This is a genomic window from Longibacter salinarum (assembly GCF_002554795.1).
GTDB lineage: Bacteria > Bacteroidota > Rhodothermia > Rhodothermales > Salinibacteraceae > Longibacter > Longibacter salinarum.
Genome location: NZ_PDEQ01000010.1, coordinates 1 through 18,546 on the forward strand (window position 1 = coordinate 1; position 18,546 = coordinate 18,546).

The 18,546-nt window shown below is 60.4% G+C and carries 18 protein-coding genes and 1 pseudogene; 13 read left to right on the top strand and 6 right to left on the bottom strand.

From position 1 onward, the window contains the following. A partial coding sequence (locus tag CRI94_RS15820; protein ID WP_143815452.1) for a transposase occupies positions 1-679 on the top strand: 679 nt, incomplete at its 5' end. Between the two features lie 165 nt (positions 680-844). After that, entirely contained in the window at positions 845-1,003 is a 159-nt protein-coding gene (locus CRI94_RS17770) for a hypothetical protein (protein ID WP_179862357.1), read from the top strand. 135 nt (positions 1,004-1,138) lie between these two features. Here CRI94_RS17770 and CRI94_RS15825 read toward each other — a convergent pair whose 3' ends face one another. The 5 genes from CRI94_RS15825 to CRI94_RS15845 form a co-directional block, all read right to left on the bottom strand. After that, positions 1,139-1,861 carry a succinate dehydrogenase iron-sulfur subunit gene (locus tag CRI94_RS15825; protein WP_098078222.1) on the bottom strand — a complete coding sequence of 241 codons (723 nt, stop codon included), beginning with the start codon at positions 1,859-1,861 and terminating at the stop codon, positions 1,139-1,141. A 109-nt stretch (positions 1,862-1,970) separates the two neighbouring features. After that, positions 1,971-3,713 carry a succinate dehydrogenase flavoprotein subunit gene (gene sdhA, locus CRI94_RS15830; protein ID WP_098078226.1) on the bottom strand — a complete coding sequence of 581 codons (1,743 nt, stop codon included), beginning with the start codon at positions 3,711-3,713 and terminating at the stop codon, positions 1,971-1,973. A 157-nt stretch (positions 3,714-3,870) separates the two neighbouring features. Then, positions 3,871-4,329, bottom strand: coding sequence for a succinate dehydrogenase hydrophobic membrane anchor subunit (locus CRI94_RS15835; RefSeq protein ID WP_098078231.1), 459 nt, complete (start codon positions 4,327-4,329; stop codon positions 3,871-3,873). 55 nt (positions 4,330-4,384) lie between these two features. Next, positions 4,385-4,822, bottom strand: coding sequence for a succinate dehydrogenase, cytochrome b556 subunit (sdhC, locus tag CRI94_RS15840; RefSeq protein ID WP_098078234.1), 438 nt, complete (start codon positions 4,820-4,822; stop codon positions 4,385-4,387). Positions 4,823-5,098: 276 nt separating this feature from the next. Continuing rightward, positions 5,099-6,256 carry a citrate synthase gene (locus tag CRI94_RS15845; RefSeq protein ID WP_098078237.1) on the bottom strand — a complete coding sequence of 386 codons (1,158 nt, stop codon included), beginning with the start codon at positions 6,254-6,256 and terminating at the stop codon, positions 5,099-5,101. 1,887 nt (positions 6,257-8,143) lie between these two features. On the opposite strand from CRI94_RS15845, the gene CRI94_RS15855 reads away from it, so the two are divergent. The 11 genes and pseudogenes from CRI94_RS15855 to CRI94_RS15905 all read left to right on the top strand — a co-directional run bounded on the left by CRI94_RS15855 (position 8,144) and on the right by CRI94_RS15905 (position 17,818). Further along, positions 8,144-9,985: an Rne/Rng family ribonuclease gene (locus tag CRI94_RS15855; protein ID WP_098078244.1), complete on the top strand. Its 1,842-nt coding sequence runs from the start codon at positions 8,144-8,146 to the stop codon at positions 9,983-9,985. 164 nt (positions 9,986-10,149) lie between these two features. Further along, positions 10,150-10,530 (top strand): hypothetical protein, encoded by a 381-nt coding sequence (locus CRI94_RS17775; RefSeq protein ID WP_179862358.1) that lies wholly within the window; start codon positions 10,150-10,152, stop codon positions 10,528-10,530. After that, positions 10,520-11,362: an MBL fold metallo-hydrolase gene (locus CRI94_RS15865; protein ID WP_098078247.1), complete on the top strand. Its 843-nt coding sequence runs from the start codon at positions 10,520-10,522 to the stop codon at positions 11,360-11,362. The genes CRI94_RS17775 and CRI94_RS15865 overlap by 11 nt, the downstream gene beginning before the upstream one ends. A 71-nt stretch (positions 11,363-11,433) precedes the next feature. Further along, positions 11,434-11,856, top strand: a complete 423-nt coding sequence (aroQ, locus tag CRI94_RS15870) for a type II 3-dehydroquinate dehydratase (protein WP_098078585.1) — start codon at positions 11,434-11,436, stop codon at positions 11,854-11,856. Positions 11,857-12,036: 180 nt separating this feature from the next. Beyond that, positions 12,037-13,788, top strand: coding sequence for a murein biosynthesis integral membrane protein MurJ (gene murJ / locus CRI94_RS15875; RefSeq protein WP_098078251.1), 1,752 nt, complete (start codon positions 12,037-12,039; stop codon positions 13,786-13,788). Positions 13,789-13,845: 57 nt separating this feature from the next. Continuing rightward, entirely contained in the window at positions 13,846-14,028 is a 183-nt protein-coding gene (locus CRI94_RS15880) for a GNAT family N-acetyltransferase (RefSeq protein WP_098078256.1), read from the top strand. Positions 14,029-14,040: 12 nt separating this feature from the next. Further along, positions 14,041-14,385, top strand: a pseudogene (locus CRI94_RS15885) (N-acetyltransferase family protein); the annotation flags it as partial. Between the two features lie 102 nt (positions 14,386-14,487). Beyond that, complete coding sequence (locus CRI94_RS15890) at positions 14,488-14,967, top strand: hypothetical protein (protein WP_098078262.1); 480 nt, start codon at positions 14,488-14,490, stop codon at positions 14,965-14,967. A gap of 131 nt (positions 14,968-15,098) precedes the next feature. Continuing rightward, a complete protein-coding gene (locus CRI94_RS15895) occupies positions 15,099-15,662 on the top strand; it encodes a YqgE/AlgH family protein (RefSeq protein ID WP_098078266.1) in 564 nt (187 codons plus the stop codon). A gap of 136 nt (positions 15,663-15,798) precedes the next feature. Next, a complete protein-coding gene (locus CRI94_RS15900) occupies positions 15,799-16,302 on the top strand; it encodes a YiiD C-terminal domain-containing protein (protein ID WP_098078271.1) in 504 nt (167 codons plus the stop codon). A gap of 403 nt (positions 16,303-16,705) precedes the next feature. Continuing rightward, entirely contained in the window at positions 16,706-17,818 is a 1,113-nt protein-coding gene (locus CRI94_RS15905) for a vWA domain-containing protein (RefSeq protein WP_098078276.1), read from the top strand. Positions 17,819-17,930: 112 nt separating this feature from the next. Here the strand turns inward: CRI94_RS15905 and CRI94_RS15910 are convergent, their stop codons facing one another. Continuing rightward, positions 17,931-18,377: a GNAT family N-acetyltransferase gene (locus tag CRI94_RS15910; protein ID WP_098078280.1), complete on the bottom strand. Its 447-nt coding sequence runs from the start codon at positions 18,375-18,377 to the stop codon at positions 17,931-17,933. Positions 18,378-18,546: the final 169 nt, after the last annotated feature.

The following is an 18,546-nucleotide window of genomic DNA, read 5'->3' on the forward strand; positions in this document are numbered from 1 at the left end:
GATCGTGATCGGGGACGGGGAGTTTCACTGTGTCTCCCTGCTTCAGGCGGTGCAGAAGGCGGGATGGACGTACTGCGTGCGCCTGCATGCCGACACGTTCGTTCGTGCGTTCGTTCGCGAGGACGTTCGTTCAACGGGGGTCGCCTCCTCCGATTCTGCGACGGATCCCGCCCCCGAGGAGACGGATGCCGCTCCCGAGGAGTGGACGTATAGCCGCAATCTCGATCCCGAGCCGGGAGAGCGCCGGGTCCTCTCGCCTGTTCAGGTGACCAAGGCACACGCCTTCGGGCCTGCGCGCCTCGTGTACCACTGGGCGATCGGCGAAGAGCGGCCCTGGCGCCTGGTGACCAACGCCTCCTCGCCGAGCGCGGTGCTCCGGCATTACCGCACTCGGATGTGGATCGAAGAGCTCTTTGGGGACTGGCAAGGGAGCCGCTTTCAACTGCATCGCACGCGGCTGCAGGCCCCGGAGCGCATCGCGAGGCTCGTCCTCGTACTCAGCCTCATCTACGTCTGGCTCATCGCCGTCGCAAGCGCCGTCGTCAAACGAGGCGACCGATGCTCCGTGGACCGATCCGACCGACGGGACCGAAGCTACCTTGCAATCGGCCTGCGATGGATCCGGCGATGTTTGCAGAACGACGCCCCCATCGACATGCGATTTACCCCCTATTTTTGAAAACTGTCCGGTAGCTAGGGTTCAGAGTTCAGGGTTCTTCGCCCTCAAACCGCGAACCCCAAACCCCAAACCCCAAACCCCAAACCCCCACCTTAGATCTTGCCGTCTCCGTTTCGTAGGTTAGCAGCGGACGATTCGTAGACCCTCAAATTCCCCCTTCTGCTGATGGCAAGTTCGACACGCTCACTTGGTCTCAAATTTCTCGGCGTCTGGCTCGTTCTTTACGGACTGATCGACCTGCTTGACCTGTCATTCGCGTACGACGGCTTGATCATGGCGATTCTCGCTATTGTTGCAGGCGTCATCCTTCTGATCGGAGGATGATCCGTCGGTCTGGATGATGCGTCTGGGTGGGTTCACGAGACGCGTTCGGTGTCCCGCCCACAAGAAAAAAGCCCCGCTTCCATTGCTTGGAGGCGGGGCTTTCTCTTTGTGCTTCGGCGTTGTAGCAATCCGTGCTTACGCGGCGGTCGAAGCGCTTGCCGTAACTGCACGGCGCTTGAGAGCCGAGAGCCAGCGCGTGATGTCGATTTCCTTCGGGCACGCCTGGTTGCAGTTAAAGATCGTGTAGCACTTCCAGAGGCCATCGGGCGAGTCCACGATTTCCAGCCGGTCTTCCGTGCCGTCGTCGCGGGTATCGAACGTGTAGCGATACGCCTTCAGCATCGCAGCGGGACCGAGATAGTCCGGGTCTGCCCAGGTCGACGGGCAGGCGTGCGTGCAGGCGCCACACATGATGCACTTCGTGGCGTCCTCGATGATCTCGTGCTCCTCCGGGCTCTGGGCGCGTTCGCGCTCCGGTTCCGGTGTGTCATTGATGAGCCATGGCTTCACCGAGCGGTACTTCTCGAAGAAGCGACTCTGATCGATGACGAGGTCTTTTATAACCGGTGCAGACGGAAGCGGTGCAAACGTGACGGTTTCGCCGCTATCGTCGACCAGGTCTTTTACCAGCACAGAGCAGGCGAGCTTGTTTTCGCCGTTGATCTGCATGGCGTCGGAGCCGCAGATGCCGTGTGCACAGCTCTTGCGGAGCGAAAGCGTGCCGTCGATGTGCCACTTCACATGAAGCAGCAGCGCGAGGGCGCTATCGAGCGGATCGGCGGGAACCTCGTATGACTCCCAGTGCGGCGCATCATCCTTCTCGGGATTGTAGCGCTTGATTTTGACGGTCAGATCCATACCAATTGTCGAAATTCAATGTCGAATACCGGTGTCGGGTGCGGGCGTCGGCCGGGGCGACGCTGCCGAAGCAACGCTCCCCGGTGACGGCTCTGCCATTCGACACGTGCTAGTACTTCCGCTCCTTCGGTTCGAAGCGCGTGATGACGACGTCTTTCTCGGCGAACTCGTAGTTGCCGTCGCACTCGCTGTAGAAGAGCGAATGCTTGAGCCAGTCGTCGTCGTTGCGATTCTGGTAGTCCTCGCGGGAGTGGGCGCCGCGGCTTTCCGTGCGGCGGTGCGCCGAAGCGGCGATCGCTTCCGCGTAATCGACCATGAACCCGATTTCGATCGCGTCCATCAGGTCGGTGTTAAACTGCTTGCCCTTGTCATCCACGACGACGTTCTTCGCACGTTTCCGGAGCTCCTTCAGGTCCTCCAGGGCCGTGGTCAGCGTCTCGTCGTTGCGGAAGACGGAGACGTTTTCCATCATCGTCTCCTGCAGGTCCGTCCGTACATCGACGGTCGGTTCGCCTTCGTCGCGCGTGACGGACATAAGGCGGTCAAGCTCGTTGCGCGTCCACTCTTCCGGGTTCTCCGGTAGCGGAGCGTGGGAGGCGCCCTCGTTGATCTCTTCAGCCATGGCCATGCCGGCGCGGCGGCCGAACACGACGAGGTCGATCAGCGAGTTGGTGCCGAGGCGGTTGGCGCCGTGAACGCTCACGCATCCGCACTCACCGACGGCGTAGAGGCCGGGAACGGTGGTGCCGCGAGAGCCCTTCTCGACCTGGCCGTCCGCGTTGGTCGGGATGCCGCCCATCGCGTAGTGGCAGGTTGGGGCGACCGGGATCGGCTCCTCCTTCGGGTTCACGCCCATGTAGGTGCGCGAGAACTCCGAGATCTCCGGCAGCTTCTTGTCGAGGACATCGTCGCCGACGTGCGTGAGGTCGAGGTGGACGTAGTCTTTGCCCTTGACGCCTCGGCCTTCGCGAATCTCTTTGAAGATGCACTGGCTGACCATGTCGCGCGGGGCGAGGTCCTTCACGGTTGGCGCGTAGCGCTCCATGAAGCGTTCGCCCTCCGAGTTTCGGAGGATGCCTCCCTCGCCGCGAGCGCCCTCGGTGATGAGGATGCCCAGGCGATAGAGCCCCGTCGGGTGGAACTGGACGAACTCCATGTCCTCCAGCGGGATGCCCTTCCGCAGCATGATCGCCATGCCGTCGCCGGTTCCGGCGTGGGCGTTGGACGTCGTTTTGAACGCACGGCCATAACCACCGGTGGCGAAGCAGACGATCTTCGCGTGGAAGGTGTGGATTTCCCCGGTCAGGATTTCGTAGGCGATGACGCCAACGGCTTCACCGTCTTCGCCGAGGATGAGGTCGAGGACCTGAAACTCGTCGTAGAAGCGGACGCCCTGCTTCGTGCACTGATCGTACAGCGTGTGCAGGATCGTATGGCCCGTTCGGTCGGCGGCGTGGCAGGCGCGGCGGACGGGGGCTTCACCGAAGTTGCGGGTGTGTCCACCGAAGCGTCGCTGCGAGATTTTCCCCTGTTTGTTGCGGCTGAAGGGGACGCCGTAGTGTTCGAGTTCGTAGACCGTGCGGGGCGCGTCTTTGCAGAGCACCTCGATCGCGTCCTGGTCGCCCAGGTAGTCGCTCCCTTTAACGGTGTCGAAGGCGTGCCACAGCCAGTGGTCTTCTTCTTCGTTACCGAGGGCAGCACCGATGCCACCCTGGGCAGCGCCGGTATGCGAGCGAAGTGGGTGCAGCTTTGAGACGACGGCGACATCCGCTCCGCCTTCACGGGCGTAGAGCGCGGACATCAGTCCTGAGCCTCCAGCTCCGACGACGACAACGTCGTGCGTGAAAGTCATAACGTGAGTGAGTGCAAATGATCAGGAGAGGGCAGAAGGTGTGGGCCGGGATGCCGGTCCAGGCCGGGCACGTCGCGGTGTCGAGCGAACTGCTGGGACGATCACGCGGGACACCGCAAACGCGAGAGGCAGGGGACCGGAAAGCCGGTGTCTGGGATCACCAGCCGGCCGTTATCACCGAGTAGAGACCAATGATGAGCAAGACAAGTGCGACGGACCATGAAAGAACGCGGGCCATCACACGACCGAGTGGATTCCGAATGTAGTCGGTCAGCACGTTATTGAGGCCGTAAAACCCGTGATGCAGGGCGACAATCAGGAAGAGGATGTTGAATCCTTTCCAGAGCACTGCGTACACGGGGTCGGCGAGACGCTGCATGACGACGTTGTACGGCGTGACTTCGGCATCGGCACCGAATTTTGCTTTCACGCCGGCGGCGGCTTCATCCGAGTATGCGGGAAGCTCGCCCTGCTGGGCGACGACGTCGGTCGTGACGGACGCGACGCTGTGGTCGTAGTGCTGGACCCAGAAGTGCGTGATGAGCATGAACACGAGGAACGTCCCCGTGATGCGATGCAGAAACCAGTTGACGGCGTTAGACTTCGACTTTGCCATGATTCAGGAGGCTGAACGGTTGGAGCAGGCGGGCAAGCAAGGCAAGGAGATGCTGCTACACAACGCCGTAGTGCGCGAGGAGGGCGTAGATCGATGGGTACCCGCCCACGAGGATGAGCACGACGGCGACGGCACCGAGCGTTGCGAAGAGTTTCTTCTGGTTGGGGCTCCAACCGAGGAAATCGATAAGAACGATCCGGAGACCGTTCATCGCGTGGTAGACCACGGCAATCAACAGGCCGAACTCTCCGACCTTGTAGATGGGCGCGTGGTACTTCGCGATCAGGGCGTTGAAGGCGTTCGGGTCCGTGAGCGACTTCAGCCCCCAGACGTGAATCATCAGGTAGACGACCAGCCCGACGCCGGTGAGGCGATGCATGATCCAGGCGAACATGCCTGTGCGGATGCGATAGCGCTGGAAGCGCCCGGAGTCTTCGACGACGGACGGCTGCTTGGCTTGCGCCGCAGGGCGTTCTGCGGTTTCGACGGCCATGAGAAAGAGGGGATTGGGTGATGCAGATCAGGAGACCAGCTTCCAAGGAGGAAGACGGCCGTCACATGTGTGACTGTCGTATGACTCGGAATGAGGGAAGGTTTCGACGAAAAGCGGCGTGAGCGCCGCGAATCGAGGTTTTGCCGTGTCCGTGCTGCAGAAAAACGGGCCGGTGATTGGCACCCGCTCGTTGGAGCGAGCGGGTGCTCAAGTCAGCCGTTGATCCCGGATGCGAGCACGGTCCATAAACCGGGTCTATTCGAATACTCGACCGATCTACCGGTTTTCGACGGGGACAAAGGTCTTGCCTTTTGGCCCAACATATTCGGCGCGCGGGCGGATCAGGCGGTTGTCAGACCACTGCTCAAGCAGGTGAGCCGTCCATCCCGCCGTACGGCTGAGGGCGAAGATCGGCGTGAAGAGGTCCGGGTCGAGGCCCAGCATGTAGTACGTCGATGCGGAGAAGAAGTCGACGTTCGGGTTAATGTTTTTGTCCCCGATCATGGTATTCATGATCTCGAGGCTGTAGTCGTACCACTTCCGCTGGTTCTTCTCCTCGCTGAGGTCTTCGACCATGTCGCGGAGGATTGCGGCGCGCGGATCCATCGTGCGATAGACGCGGTGGCCGAAGCCCATCACCTTCTCCTTATTCGCAAGGCGCTCGCGCACGTACTCGGCCGGGTCCGCTCCTTTCTTATCGATGTCGAGCAGCATGCGCATCACTTCGCGGTTGGCTCCACCGTGAAGCGGTCCTTTCAGCGCGCCAATGGCTCCGCTGACCGCGGAGTACATATCCGAAAGCGTCGATCCGATGACACGGCTCGTGAACGTCGAGGCGTTGAGGCCGTGATCGGCATGCAGGACGAGGCAGACGTCGAACGTATGCTCCGCAGCCTCGCCCGGCTTCTCGTCGTTCAGCATGTAGAGGAAGTTGTAGGCCATCGATCCCTCATCAAGCGGCGCGACCGGTTCCTTGCCTTTACGCAGGCGATCGAACGCAGCAATGATCGTCGGGATGGCAGCGAGCAGACGCGTAGCCTTGCGGCGGTTGGCGTCCTCCTCCATGACCTCCGCCTCATCGTCGAAGAAGCTGAGGGCGGATACGGCCGTACGCAGGACCGCCATCGGGTGCGCAGAACTCGGTGCGTTGCGGAGAATGTCGAGCACCTCGTCCGGCAGCTCGCGGTTGGCGCGGAGGCTGCTGCGGAGCTCGTTCAGTTCGGACTCGTTGGGCAGTTCGCCATTCCACAGAAGGTACACGACCTCCTCGTACGTGGCGTGCTCGGCGAGGTCTTCGATGGTGTAGCCGCGATAGATCAGTTCGCCCTTCTCTCCATCGATAAAGGAGAGTTCGGAGTCCAGCGCAACGACCCCTTTGAGGCCGGGCGCTTTGATTGGGGCGTCTTTTTCTTTGACTGCGTCTTGGTCTGCCATGTCAGGTCGTGCAATTCGTGGTTGCGGTACCGATGCGTTCGGTCGTGCAGGTCGCCGGGCGAAGGGTCGGCTGCGGGAACGACCTCGATGGCTTCATCAGTCAAGCGTGATAGATCCTGGGAGTCGTTCCATCAGCAAAGTGGAATCATCAGCCGGGACATACGCCGGAACGTGCACGAGGAGCCTCCGCCAAAGACACCGCAATGCGGGCCAGGGCGGGCCTCCATGAGAAATCAAGTGGGTACAAAGAACAGGGTGCTCGGTGAGGTGGCACGGTCGGACGGCGCGTCCGGCCCGTCGCTGACGGGCCCTGGGTCATGCCAATACTCGCCGGTAATAATTCGTGCTCGTCCGGGTGTGAAAGCGAGGGCCGGTGGCGAACGCGAGCGTTTGTCTTCGCTCGTCGTGCAGGCGATAGAAGGAGCGAATCCAACTCAGTCACAGATTCGTGCGAAACGACGGCCCGCTGCATTCATGCTTTGCCGAGACGGATCGCGCTCGGAATACAAGCGCTTCCAGCCGTCGTCCGGAAGCTTCACTATTGTCCAGATTAGACGGACAATCGGCATCACACCAAAAGCTTCATCGAGCCGGGAGTTTCGCAAACGGATGTGCCCCTGGACACGATCCATTCATCACCATGCAATAATACGTAATCCTATCGTCTTCCATGCAAGAATTTTGATTTAATCGAACAAAAGCATCGTGCATGAAGTCCCCGTCTTGGCGTAGGGGATTTCCCGTCGGCTATAACGTGCTTGGCGGATGCATCGTAAAAACGTAAGCGGAGCCATTCATGCCTACTCGTTCGATCCTTTGGTAGGGACGCAGGAGGTACGGTGCGCAAGATCAACAACGCCTTGTGCTGCACGTGTGGCGAGGACCGACCATCGGGAGGTCCGTACCGTTGGAAGACCAAAAGCTGTTCGCCAAGCACGTTCTCAAATCGTCTTACGGGCTGGGCGTACGATGTCTGCAGATGGATTGTGAAACGCATGGGATCATTTTGGGGCAATAGGCGATATTCAGTATCGACAGCCGCTTAGCGTCCTCAGTGTCATGTATCTGCACTTGGGATGTGAGAGGAATGCTTTCGTCACCTGCCTTTATTTTGCGGGCCTTCGGGCTCGTGACACGGCAGCTCGCGATGCTCGGGTGATCCGCGTTTGTTACGGGTCCCGCCGCGCGCCGGGCAAGCGCCGGGGTGACGGACGTGCCGACGTGGGTCGAGGCCGGTCGCTCTGCACAGCAGTAGCGCGGCTCTCCTTACCGTCGCACTTGAGATCGGGTGCTTATCACTTGCTCTCACCTCGCCGCGGCATCCACAAACCTGACATGCTCACGAGCGAATCCGTGCCTGCCTCACTTCCGAGGTACGAGCTCCCTGCTCTTCGTCAAGCAACACTCCGGACGGCTCTCCGAAGCGCTGTACGCGCTACACGGCGTGCTTTCCTGCCTTTGCTCGACGCTTGGACTCTACTTCCGGTCTGGCACTGTTCCTTGCTTGTTCCGTTGCGTCGCCCGCGTTCGTCTCACTTCGGACGCGCCCGCGACGCCTGGCGCTTGCGTCATCCCGCGTCCTTGCTCGCCACTCGCGCTGTACACACCGAGTGGCCTCTCGCAGGGACGTCCCCCGGATCGACGTTCGTGCCTCCACCCGGCAGATTGACATTCACAGATTGACCGATGATGGTCGCCGCGTCGTTCGTACCCGCTTGGGTCGCGCCGCGACGATTGTGCCTTCGCGCTGCTTCGCAGGGCACAACGTATGGTTTCGCTCCCCTGGTTCGGCTCTTCGAATCACCGGCGGAATCAGACGGCTCCATCAACTCGCCGGAAGCGCACCCGGTACACGCAGGGGTGAGGCCGCACACATCCAACCCCTATATGTCGAAAGAAATTGTCGTAAACGTCGAAGATAGCCGGACACGCATCGCCATCGTCGAAGATGGCAAGCTGGCCGAGCTATACATCGAAAATGCCGAAAACAAACGTACCATCGGCAACATGTACCTCGGGCGGATCCGAAAGGTGATGCCCAGCATCCAGGCCGCGTTCGTTGACATTGGCCAGGAGCAAGACGCATTTCTACACTTCTCGGACCTCTCCGACAATCTCGGCGCCCTCGTCGACTTTCTCGGGCAGGACAAGCCCCGCGTCGAAACTGTCGATCTCCCCGAGGAAGAGGGCAAACGTCCCGACCTCCGCCGCGGCCAGGAAATTCTGGTGCAGGTGACGAAGGAGCCGATTTCGAACAAGGGAAGCCGCATTTCTACGGACCTGTCGCTGGCCGGTCGCTTCCTCGTCCTTGTCCCGCTTCAGCGCTATGTCGCGGTCTCGCGGAAGATTACGGAGGAAAAGGAGCGCCGCCGCCTGAAGGCACTTGCATCCAGCCTCGTCCCGGAAGGGTTTGGCGTCATCGTCCGCACCGTCGCCGAAGGGCGCGACGCGAAGTCGCTCGACAAAGACCTGAAGCTCCTGATGGAGCGCTGGCGTCGAGCCGAGGAGAAGCTCGATTCGGTCGAGCCTCCGGCCCTAGTGCACGAGGACGTTGATATGGCCTCGTCCATCATCCGGGATCAGTTCTCGGACGACTACGACCGCATCCTTGTCGATCACAAGCCACTGTTCCACAGCATCCGCAGCTACGTTCGTGCGGTGGCGCCGAAGATGGTCGATCGCGTTGAGCTGCACGATAAAACGGATCCGGTCTTTGAGGCGGCCAACATTCAGCGCGGTGCCGACCGGGCCTTCAAGGACCGCGTCGAACTGCCCTCCGGCGGGTATCTCTTTATCGAGCGTACGGAGGCGATGCATGTTATCGACGTGAACTCGGGGCGCTCCGGCCGTGGCAAGTCTCAGTCACAGAACTCGCTGGACGTCAACCTTGAGGCCGCTCGCGTCATTGTCCGGCAAATCCGCCTGCGCGATCTGGGTGGCATTATCGTCGTCGACTTCATCGACCTACGCGACGAGAAGGATCGCAAGAAGGTCTACGATGAAATCAAGAAGGGCTTCAAGGACGATCGAGCCGTGACGAAGGTGCTCCCGATGAGCGACTTCGGACTGGTCGAGATCACCCGCCAGCGTCTACGGCCGAGCCTCACCACGACGTTCTCGTCCGCTAACGGCGAGTCGTCGGAGGAGGACCGGGACAGTAGCAGCGGGAGCGGCAACGGCAACGTGCAGCGCATCGAGCGGAAGCTGGAGCGCACGGAAATGAAGCTTGAGGAGAGCCGCCGTCAGCTGAACCAGAAGGAGAGCGAGATCGAGAAGCTCCGTGAGAAAGCGGATGAAGGAGGCAGTGGCCCCGATCCTTCAGAGCTGCAGAGCCTCCGCGACAAGCTCAAGCATTACCAGCGCGAAGCCCGAGAGGCTCGCAAACGTGCGAAGAAAGCCGAATCCGATGCTAGGAAAGCGACGGAGAAGGCGGAAACCAGCACAAATCGGGCGCCTGCTGCCTCCGGCGACGGCGTAGCCGTGGATCCGGAGCAGGTCGTGCGCTCGATCGAGGAGTGGGTGGAGGCACACCGGAGTGACCGCCGCGCGGTGACCCTGCACGTCCACCCGTTCACTGCGGCCTTCCTGCACCGTCCCGTGCCGAGCTATCAGACGGAATGGTTCATGAAATACTATGTCCGCGTGCACATCGAGTCGGACCCCACGATGTCGCCGCTCGACTACCGTTTTGTTGACACCCGTTCGGGAGCGGTTCTCGAAGAGGCCTGATTCCCCAATCCGGTTCCTGTCATGTTGCGATGCCCCGGCGCGTGCCGCTTCTTGCGGTATCGCTGGGGCGTCGTCGCTAATGACGGCAATCCGAACGCATATCACTGCCGAGGTGACCGGAAAAGGCGACGCTGTATCGTTTTTTAGATGGATCGATTCTCCGCATGAAAACCAAGACCGTCCTCGAAGAGCTCGAACAGGCAGCCGAGCAGCTTGGCTACGTCGTTCGAAAGGAGAAGGGAAACTTTCGCGGCGGCGTCTGCACCATTGACGGTGACGCCGTTATCATGCTCAACAAGCGCCACATTCCGGACGTCCAGCTCGTTGTGCTGGCAGATAGCCTTCGTGACGCACCGATCGACACCATCTATCTGAAGCCGGCCGTGCGCGACGCTCTGGAAGAGGCATGGGACCAGCTTGACGCCCGCGAGGCGGCCGCTGCCAAGGGACCGTCGGGTAACGGAAGCGATTCGACCGCTGATGGGACGGACAATTCGGACGAGGAAGCTCCGGATGCGGCCGGAGAGGTGCCGCATGCCGGATGAACTCACCGTTACGCTGCTCGGTACGGGCACGTCGACGGGCGTTCCGGTTATCGGATGCGACTGCGAGGTCTGCCAGTCCGATGATCCGCGCGACACGCGGACGCGCTGCGCCTGCTATATTGATGCGGGCGACGTTACCTTGCTGGTTGACACGGGGCCCGACTTCCGCGCACAGATGCTGCGCGAGGATCTGCGGCGCATCGACGCCGTGCTCTACACGCATCACCACTTCGATCATATTGCCGGCCTGGACGACCTCCGCCCGTTCTTCTTCTGGAACCGGCGACCGATGCCGTGTTACGGGCACCCGTTGACCGTCGAGACCCTCGCGGAGAAGTACGACTACGTCTTCGGGACCGATCCCTATCCCGGAGCTGCGGACCTTTCCCTCTGTAGCGTCGAGGATACGTTCCGCGTGCCCACGCGCCAGCCGGCGCTTCCCCGGGGGATGAGCCCGGACGACCTCCCGCGGGGCGACGAGGTCGTTGCCGTCGATCCCATCCTGCTGTATCATGGCGATATGCCGGTCTACGGATACCGCGTTGGCGACTTTGCGTATCTCACGGATGTGAACGAGATTCCGAGCGCGAGTCTAGAGAAACTCGAGGACCTCGACACCCTGGTGCTTGATGCACTACGCCCGAACCCGCATCCGACGCACTTTTCGTTCGATCAGGCTGTGGATGTGGCCCGGCGGATCGGGGCACGACAGACGTACTTCATCCATATGACGCATAACGTGCTCCACGCCGAACAGGAGGCCCGACTCCCCGAAAACATCCACCTTGGATACGACGGCCTGCAAATCCAGGTGAACAACCGATCTGATTAGGTAGGCTTGTGGAGCGTTGCAGTTGGCCGTGCTCCTGACCGATGTCCTCTTCACCCGAACCCTTGCTCCTCGTGAAGCTGCTCGTACTGAACGGTCCGAATCTGAACCTGCTCGGCACGCGTGAGCCCGATGTCTACGGCAATGAGACGCTCGACGATGTAGAGGCGGCGCTTCGGTCAAGCTTTCCGGATGTCGAGTTTTCTTTTCGACAAGACAACGGGGAAGGAGCGCTAATCGATCTCTTGCATACGGCACACGAGCGGGGGTTGGACGGCGTTGTCTTCAATCCCGGCGGGTACACCCACACGTCCGTTGCCCTGCGTGACGCCGTTTCTGCCATCGATCCGCCCGTAGTGGAGGTGCACCTGTCGAATGTGCACGCCCGCGAAGCCTTCCGGCACAAATCCTACATCGCTCCGGTCTGCGCCGGGCAAATTGCAGGACTTGGCACGACCGGTTATCACCTCGCCGTCCGCTACTTCCTCGACGCGTGATGTTTCAGCAGGCAAAACGAGCGTTGCACGGCCGTGCAACGCTGTACTGCAACATCTACCAAGCCGAACGCTGCTACGCGCCAACGTCCCAACGCGTCAACGCCCAAATTGACGGCGTCACCGATCGCCATTAGCTTGTTGCGCCGTCCGCCCACCATCGCCTGACCTGTTGCCGCGCCCATGTCGTCCCCCGAACCGAACGACCCTCTCGAACCTGACGCGAGCTCGCAGGCGTCGGATGTAGGCAGGGTCGAAGCGGAGGACACGGAGTCGACATCATCATCGGGGGGCGGAGCATCGCTCGTCGCTGGTGGCATCCTGGTCAGTCGCATCACCGGCCTGCTTCGGGAGCGCGTTCTGGCGTATTTTTTTGGCGTCAGCGCCGTGATGGATGTTTGGACCGTGGTTTTCCGTGTGCCCAATATCCTGCAGAACCTGCTCGGGGAAGGGACGATCTCGGCGGCATTCATCCCGATCTACAGCCGCCTGATCGAAGAGGAGCGGCACGAGGAAGCCGGACGGTTCGCCGGCGCCATCTTCGGCCTCCTCCTGGCCACAGCCTCTGCCATCGCTGCGCTCGGCATTATCTTCGCCGAACCGATCGTCACGGTGTCGGCACCTGGGTTCGTTGACGACGCAGCGAAGGTTGCGGCGGGCACCCTGGAGGTCGACCGATTCGCGCTCTCGGTTCAGGGGATCAAACTGATTTTCCCGATGACGGGCGTGCTGGTGCTGTCAGCCTGGGCCCTCGGCGTGTTGAACAGCCACCGTCGCTTCTTCGTCCCGTACGTCGCGCCGGTGCTATGGAACGTTGCCATCATGGCCGCGCTTGCGGGTGGAGCCCTCTACTCCATCGGCGGATTCCTTCCCACGGAGTACGACACCGACACGCTCTCGTACTTGCTTCTGGTTGGATGCGGGGGAGCGTTTGCGGGCGGCCTGCTGCAGTTTGGCGTCCAGCTCCCGTTTGTCGCGAAGGTGATCCCGTCGTTCCAGTTTTCGTTCTCCACGAAGGTAGCGGGTGTACGCGACGCCATCCGTGCCGTCGGTCCGGTGATTGCCGGGCGCGGCGTGGCACAGGTCTCCGCATTTGTGGATCAGGTGCTCGGGTCGGCGTATCTGGTGGCCGGAGGACTGAGCGCCCTTCGCTTCGGGCAACTCCTGTACATGCTGCCGATCAGCCTCTTCGGTATTTCCGTGACGGCAGCGGAGCTCCCTGAGTTATCTCGGCTGACGAAAGACCGGGTGGAGGACTTCGTGGCACGGTTGAAACGCTCGCTTGGACAACTGGCCTTCCTCACAATACCCACGGTCGTCGGGTACCTGGCGCTCGGTTATCTCTTCGTGGGCGCCCTGCTCCGAACCGGGCAGTTTGGCGTGCAGGACCAGTGGCTCGTGTATTTCACGCTGGTGTCGTACACGATCGGCATTCTCGCGACGAGCATGTCTCGACTCCTGCAGAACGCGTTTTATGCCATCGGGAATACCAAGACGCCGGCTCGGCTTGCCGTTTTCCGCGTTGTGATTTCCGTGGCTGTTGCCTTTCCGGCGATTTTCTGGTTTCGCGAGTTCACTGTGACCGGCGTCACCGGCTTCGCGTTCGACGAACGGACGTTGACGCTCGGTGCCATGGGCCTCGGGGCGGGGGCGTCCGTGGCCGCATGGCTCGAACTGGGTGCCCTTCTCTGGTCGCTGAAGCGCGAGCTTCCCGTAGAGGTGCCGTGGGGGAGGCTGGCAAAAATGACGATTCTCGCACTCCTATCCCTGGCACCGGCTCTGGTCGTATGGTGGGTGATTCCAGGTGCCCCGATCGTTCTACTGGCCGCGGTCGTCGGAGCCGTCTACGCCGCTGCCTACCTTGGGGTCGCCTACTTCTTCGGCTTCTCAGAACTTGATCCGTGGATTCGCCGCTTCGTGAAACGCAGCGGATGATGTGCGATCTGAGCGTTTGGGCAGCCTCTGTGTGTTCATTCACCATGAGTTTCGACTATGCGTCTGCGCTTTTCTCGGGAGGAGGACCTTCCGGCTATCGTCCGGATCTATAATCAGGCGATACGACAGGGAAAGAAAAGCCAGCCTGTGACGGCTTTTCGTGAGCCGCTTACTGTCGCTGATCGCCGGGAGTGGTTCGAGCGCCACGGCCCATCCTCGTATCCCATCTGGGTGGCCTAAGAGGACGACGAAGTCGCCGGCTGGTGCAGCCTGAGTCCCTATCGGTCGGGGCGAGCGGCGCTTCGTCGAGCGACAGAGGTGAGCTACTACGTCGACGCCCGGTGCCGACGGCAGGGAATCGGCTCGGCGCTCATGGATCGCGCCTTAACGGCTGCACCCGGGCTCGATTTTGACACGGTCATAGCGATCCTGCTGGCGGGCAATGACGCAAGCATCGGGTTGCTCCTCCGCTTCGGTTTTTCGGAATGGGGCCGCCTCCCGGATCTTGCTGTTTTCGGAGAGGATCGCTACGATCACCTCATCTATGGATGTCACGTCGGAGATCTCGCTGCCAACGTTGCGGATGATGCCGGCTGACGTGTACCTTATCGACGTTGACCGGCCCGCGTCCTCCGCTCGTATGCTGCGCATCGGCACGGTACCGACCCGCTTCGCCTTCACTTCTCCACCGATTCTGCCATGGGCCGCATCGTTCGCACGGGCTCGACGCCCGCCAAGCGACGTCATCAGCACCGTCGGTCTTGCGCCGAGGTCCTGCGTCTCTTGGCCAAACGAAACCTGGCCGGTGACTTCGATCGAGAAGCACGTGATATGGTCGCGTTTCTTGTCTGGAACCTGCATGGCATCTATCGGACCATCGACGAGAGTGCGCAGACCTGGGACGAGAAGGGGTACTGGCGAAAGGCGGAAGGCTTACGCGATCGCTGGCTCTGGGCACGGACAGCAGCCCGGGAGCTCGAAGAGATGATCCGTAGCGACCGTTGGGAAGACGTCGCCCCCGCGCTCGTGCCGCTCGTCCCTCAATTTCAGGATGTAACCGTTCGGTCGATCACACGAAATGCCGACTGGTGGTGCGGCGCGCATCGCGCCCTACTCAATCAGAGCCGTCCCGCGTCGGCTCCACCGACCGAGGCGGATTCATCCGGCTTTGTCTCATAATTGGACGGCATATGTCCCGTCGATCAATCCGTCTGGCGCGTCGTTTGTGCTGTTGACGGTCCGTTGGGCCCCCGGCCCCAGCACGTCCACGTTTTCGCTTGCTTTGCTCGCCCTGAGTACATTTTTGCCGTATGGCTTCTTCGAACGCGCCGCTATCGCCGGGCACTATGCTCGTCGCCGCGCCCATGATGCGAGATCCGAACTTTCATCGGTCGGTCATTCTTCTGTGTGAGCATGGAGAGAACGGCACCTTCGGATTGATTCTGAATCATCCGCTCGATATGCAACTCGGAGACGTGATCGAGGAGTTCTTTGCCTACGATCCTCCGGTGCATCTCGGGGGACCGGTGCAGCGAAATACACTCCACTACGTCCACCGCCGGCCGGAGGACGTGCCTGAGGGCGTGGCGCTGGCCGACGGCGTCGTATGGGGAGGCGATTTCGAATCGTTGAAATCCATCGTTCGTACCGGCGACGTGGACTATGGGGACGTGCGTTTCTTTCTCGGCTACGCAGGGTGGTCGCCGGGACAACTAGAGGAGGAGGTTGAGGAGGGCGCCTGGATTCCAACATCGATCGTCCCGGACCTCGTCTTTGACAGCGGAGTCCAGGAGTTGTGGCGCGAGGTCTTGCGGCGAATGGGAGGCGAGTACGCTCTCCTCTCGACGTTTCCAGACGATCCTCGCCTTAACTAGGGGCGAGCCCGGTCCTTTTGCGCTTTGTAGCAAGAAAAGATCGATTTCGAGAAACGCAGCCACAGAATGGACGTAGTAACCTTTTGCACAGCACGTACGAGTCCGAAGCCAGTCTCAGCGAACTATCAGCGCGGCCATGTCGTTTTCCGATTCCTTTCTATCGCAAGAAGCGATGCAAAAGCTCGAGGCGATGATCGTCGAGGAGATGCCGATCACAAAGCATCTCGAGTTTTCGTTGGCCGCCGAGGCGGACGGCAAGCTCCGTGCGTCAGCTCCGTTGAAGCCGAACGCGAACCATATGGGAACGGCGTTCGGGGGCAGTTTGAGCATGCTCGCCACGGTGACGGGATGGGCGATGATGCACCAGCTCGTTCAGGATACCGTCGAAGACATGAAGCGACGGGTCGAGGTGATCATTCAGGAGGGAGATATCGAATACATCAAACCCGTCCGCGACAATATCTCGGTGATCTGCGAGCGTCCGGATGATGATACGATTGAACGCTTCCAGCGTATGCTGGACCGCTGGGGTCGTGCGAGACTCGACCTGAAATGCAAAATTGACGCTGCAGGTGAGCGCGCTGTTACGTTCATCGGGCGGTATGTCGCGCTGGCTGAAGGTGAGGATGGAGCGGAGTAGTTTGCCTTCGGACACGTGCGCTGCTTACGTGATGCAGCGTAACGGCAGAAACACGAAAGAGAGCCCTGGATCCCGGGGCTCTTTTTTTGTTCTATGAGGTTTGCGAGCGATTCCCCACCCGAATATATGCAGATGGACTCATGCCATCACGGATTATACGGGTGATCATGGGCTCAGTCTTCGATATGATCCGGCGTCTTTTATCACCGGTAATACTGCGAAGTAATGTCGAACACGTCGTGAAGAAAAAGGGGAATAGAAAATTTCTTGATGTCGCGTGTCCGGTTCGGTGTATGTTTTACGCCTCACTCAACTGACGGCGGGACTGACAATCCACCGTTGACATCTGCGTTTTCAAATCGAAGCGCAGATTCCCCCTCCCCTAATAGATTCTTACCTACCGATGCACAAGGTTACATCCCCCGCGCGGTGGACGATGGTCCTCGCGCTTCTCGTATTCGTTTTCACTGGTTGCGACTCGAATGAGGAGAGCACACCTCCTGTCGACGACGTTGTCGTCATCGGGACGCAGGTTGAAAAAGACTTCCTCAACACCGGACAGTTCGGTGTTTCCGCTACGCCCCTTTCTGCGGAAGGACGCGGGATCATATCCAACGATGTGAAGGGTGAAGTCACGATCAGCGGCCCGAACAGTTCGGCTCTCGTTGCGAAGTCCAATGGTTCGATCAACGGAACCGTCAAGATCGAGCGACTGAACCGAGTGAGCGGTGACCCGCTCGCCGTCGTCGTCGACATTGACGACAGCGGAAGCATGGGGTCAAACGATCCCGACGACGACCGGGTGACCGGTGCTCAGGCGTTTGTAGACGAGGTGTCTGCCAACGCGAGCAACTGGGAGATTGCGATGGCCCGCTACAGCGGCTCGACCCCGGCCCTGAACCTGAACTACACGGACATGCTTCTGGACTTCAGCAATGATGTTCAAGCGCTCAAAGACTCCGCTGCGAACGTTGAGTCTTCGGGTGGCACGCCGACCTACGAGTCTCTCGCCGAACTCCTCATTTACTCGGAGAGCGAGCGTCCGAAGTCGAACCATGAGAAGGCCATCGTTCTTCTATCTGACGGCAACCCAAACTCCATCGCGCTCCGCGACAGCGTTTGCAATGACGCCAATCGGAAAGAGTCGCCGATTTACACGATCGGTCTCGGCCCCGCGTCGGATGTTTCCCCGGCGTCAGAGCAGTCGCAGTTTGCGATTAATGAGATGCGGGCGATCTCCGACTGCAGCGGTGCTTCGTACGCCGGTATCGACCCGAGCGATGCAACGGCTTCGTCTGAAGAGATCTACCGTGCAATCGCGACGGCCGCATCCCAGGGATCGATCATCTTCACGATCGAAATCGATCCTACGGCCCTGCAGAATCACTTCAACCCTGGCGACCTGCTGACGGGAAGCATCAACCTGACCGCCGGCGGCCAGAGCGCAGGCGGCGACTTCTCCTTCACTGTGCCCGATCCGAATGCTTCGCTCAATTATAAGTACACGGGCGAGTAGCATCGAGACCTGGCACACTCCCCTGTAGGGGGAAAACGGGCGGCTTCCCTCGGGAAGTCGCTCGTTTTTTTTGTTGGGTGATTTTCGGACTTACGTATCGATCAGCCTCTGATTAAATCATCTGCTCGTACATTCGGTACGCCGTCTGATTCATTCCGAGGTTCTCGTAGGTCGTCCGAGCAGCGGCATTATCCTTTTCCACGTAGAGGCGGATGCCACAGACGTCGTCCTCGTTTCGCGCCATCGCTTTGACGTGGGCGTACAGGGCCGAATACACGCCTTCACGCCTCGCCTCCAGACGGACGTACACGCTCTGAACCCACCAGAAGGTGCCATTCCGCCAATCGCTCCACTCCGTTGTAATCATGAGTGAGCCGACGACCGTACCGTTTCGCTCGGCGACGAGGTAAAAGCCTTTTTTCGAGTCTAGCATCAAGGCACGTACGCCGGCTTGAAGTGTGGACGTGTCGAGGGATTTGTCCTCGGTCTCCTGGGCCATGGCTTGATTGAATTCGACGAGCGTTTCGACATCGGAGAGGTCGGCAGTGCGAATCTTCATGTTTGAGTTTAAGGTTCAGAGTTCAGGGTTCAAGGGTACGCCCCGGGTACATGGGTAACAGATCACCTCGTCACAGAGCATGTTGTTCAGTGGGGGGCCGAGTAGACTGAAGGGAATGTCTACCGAGACATTAAACAAAACGAGCGTCGCACGGCTGTGCGACGCTTGA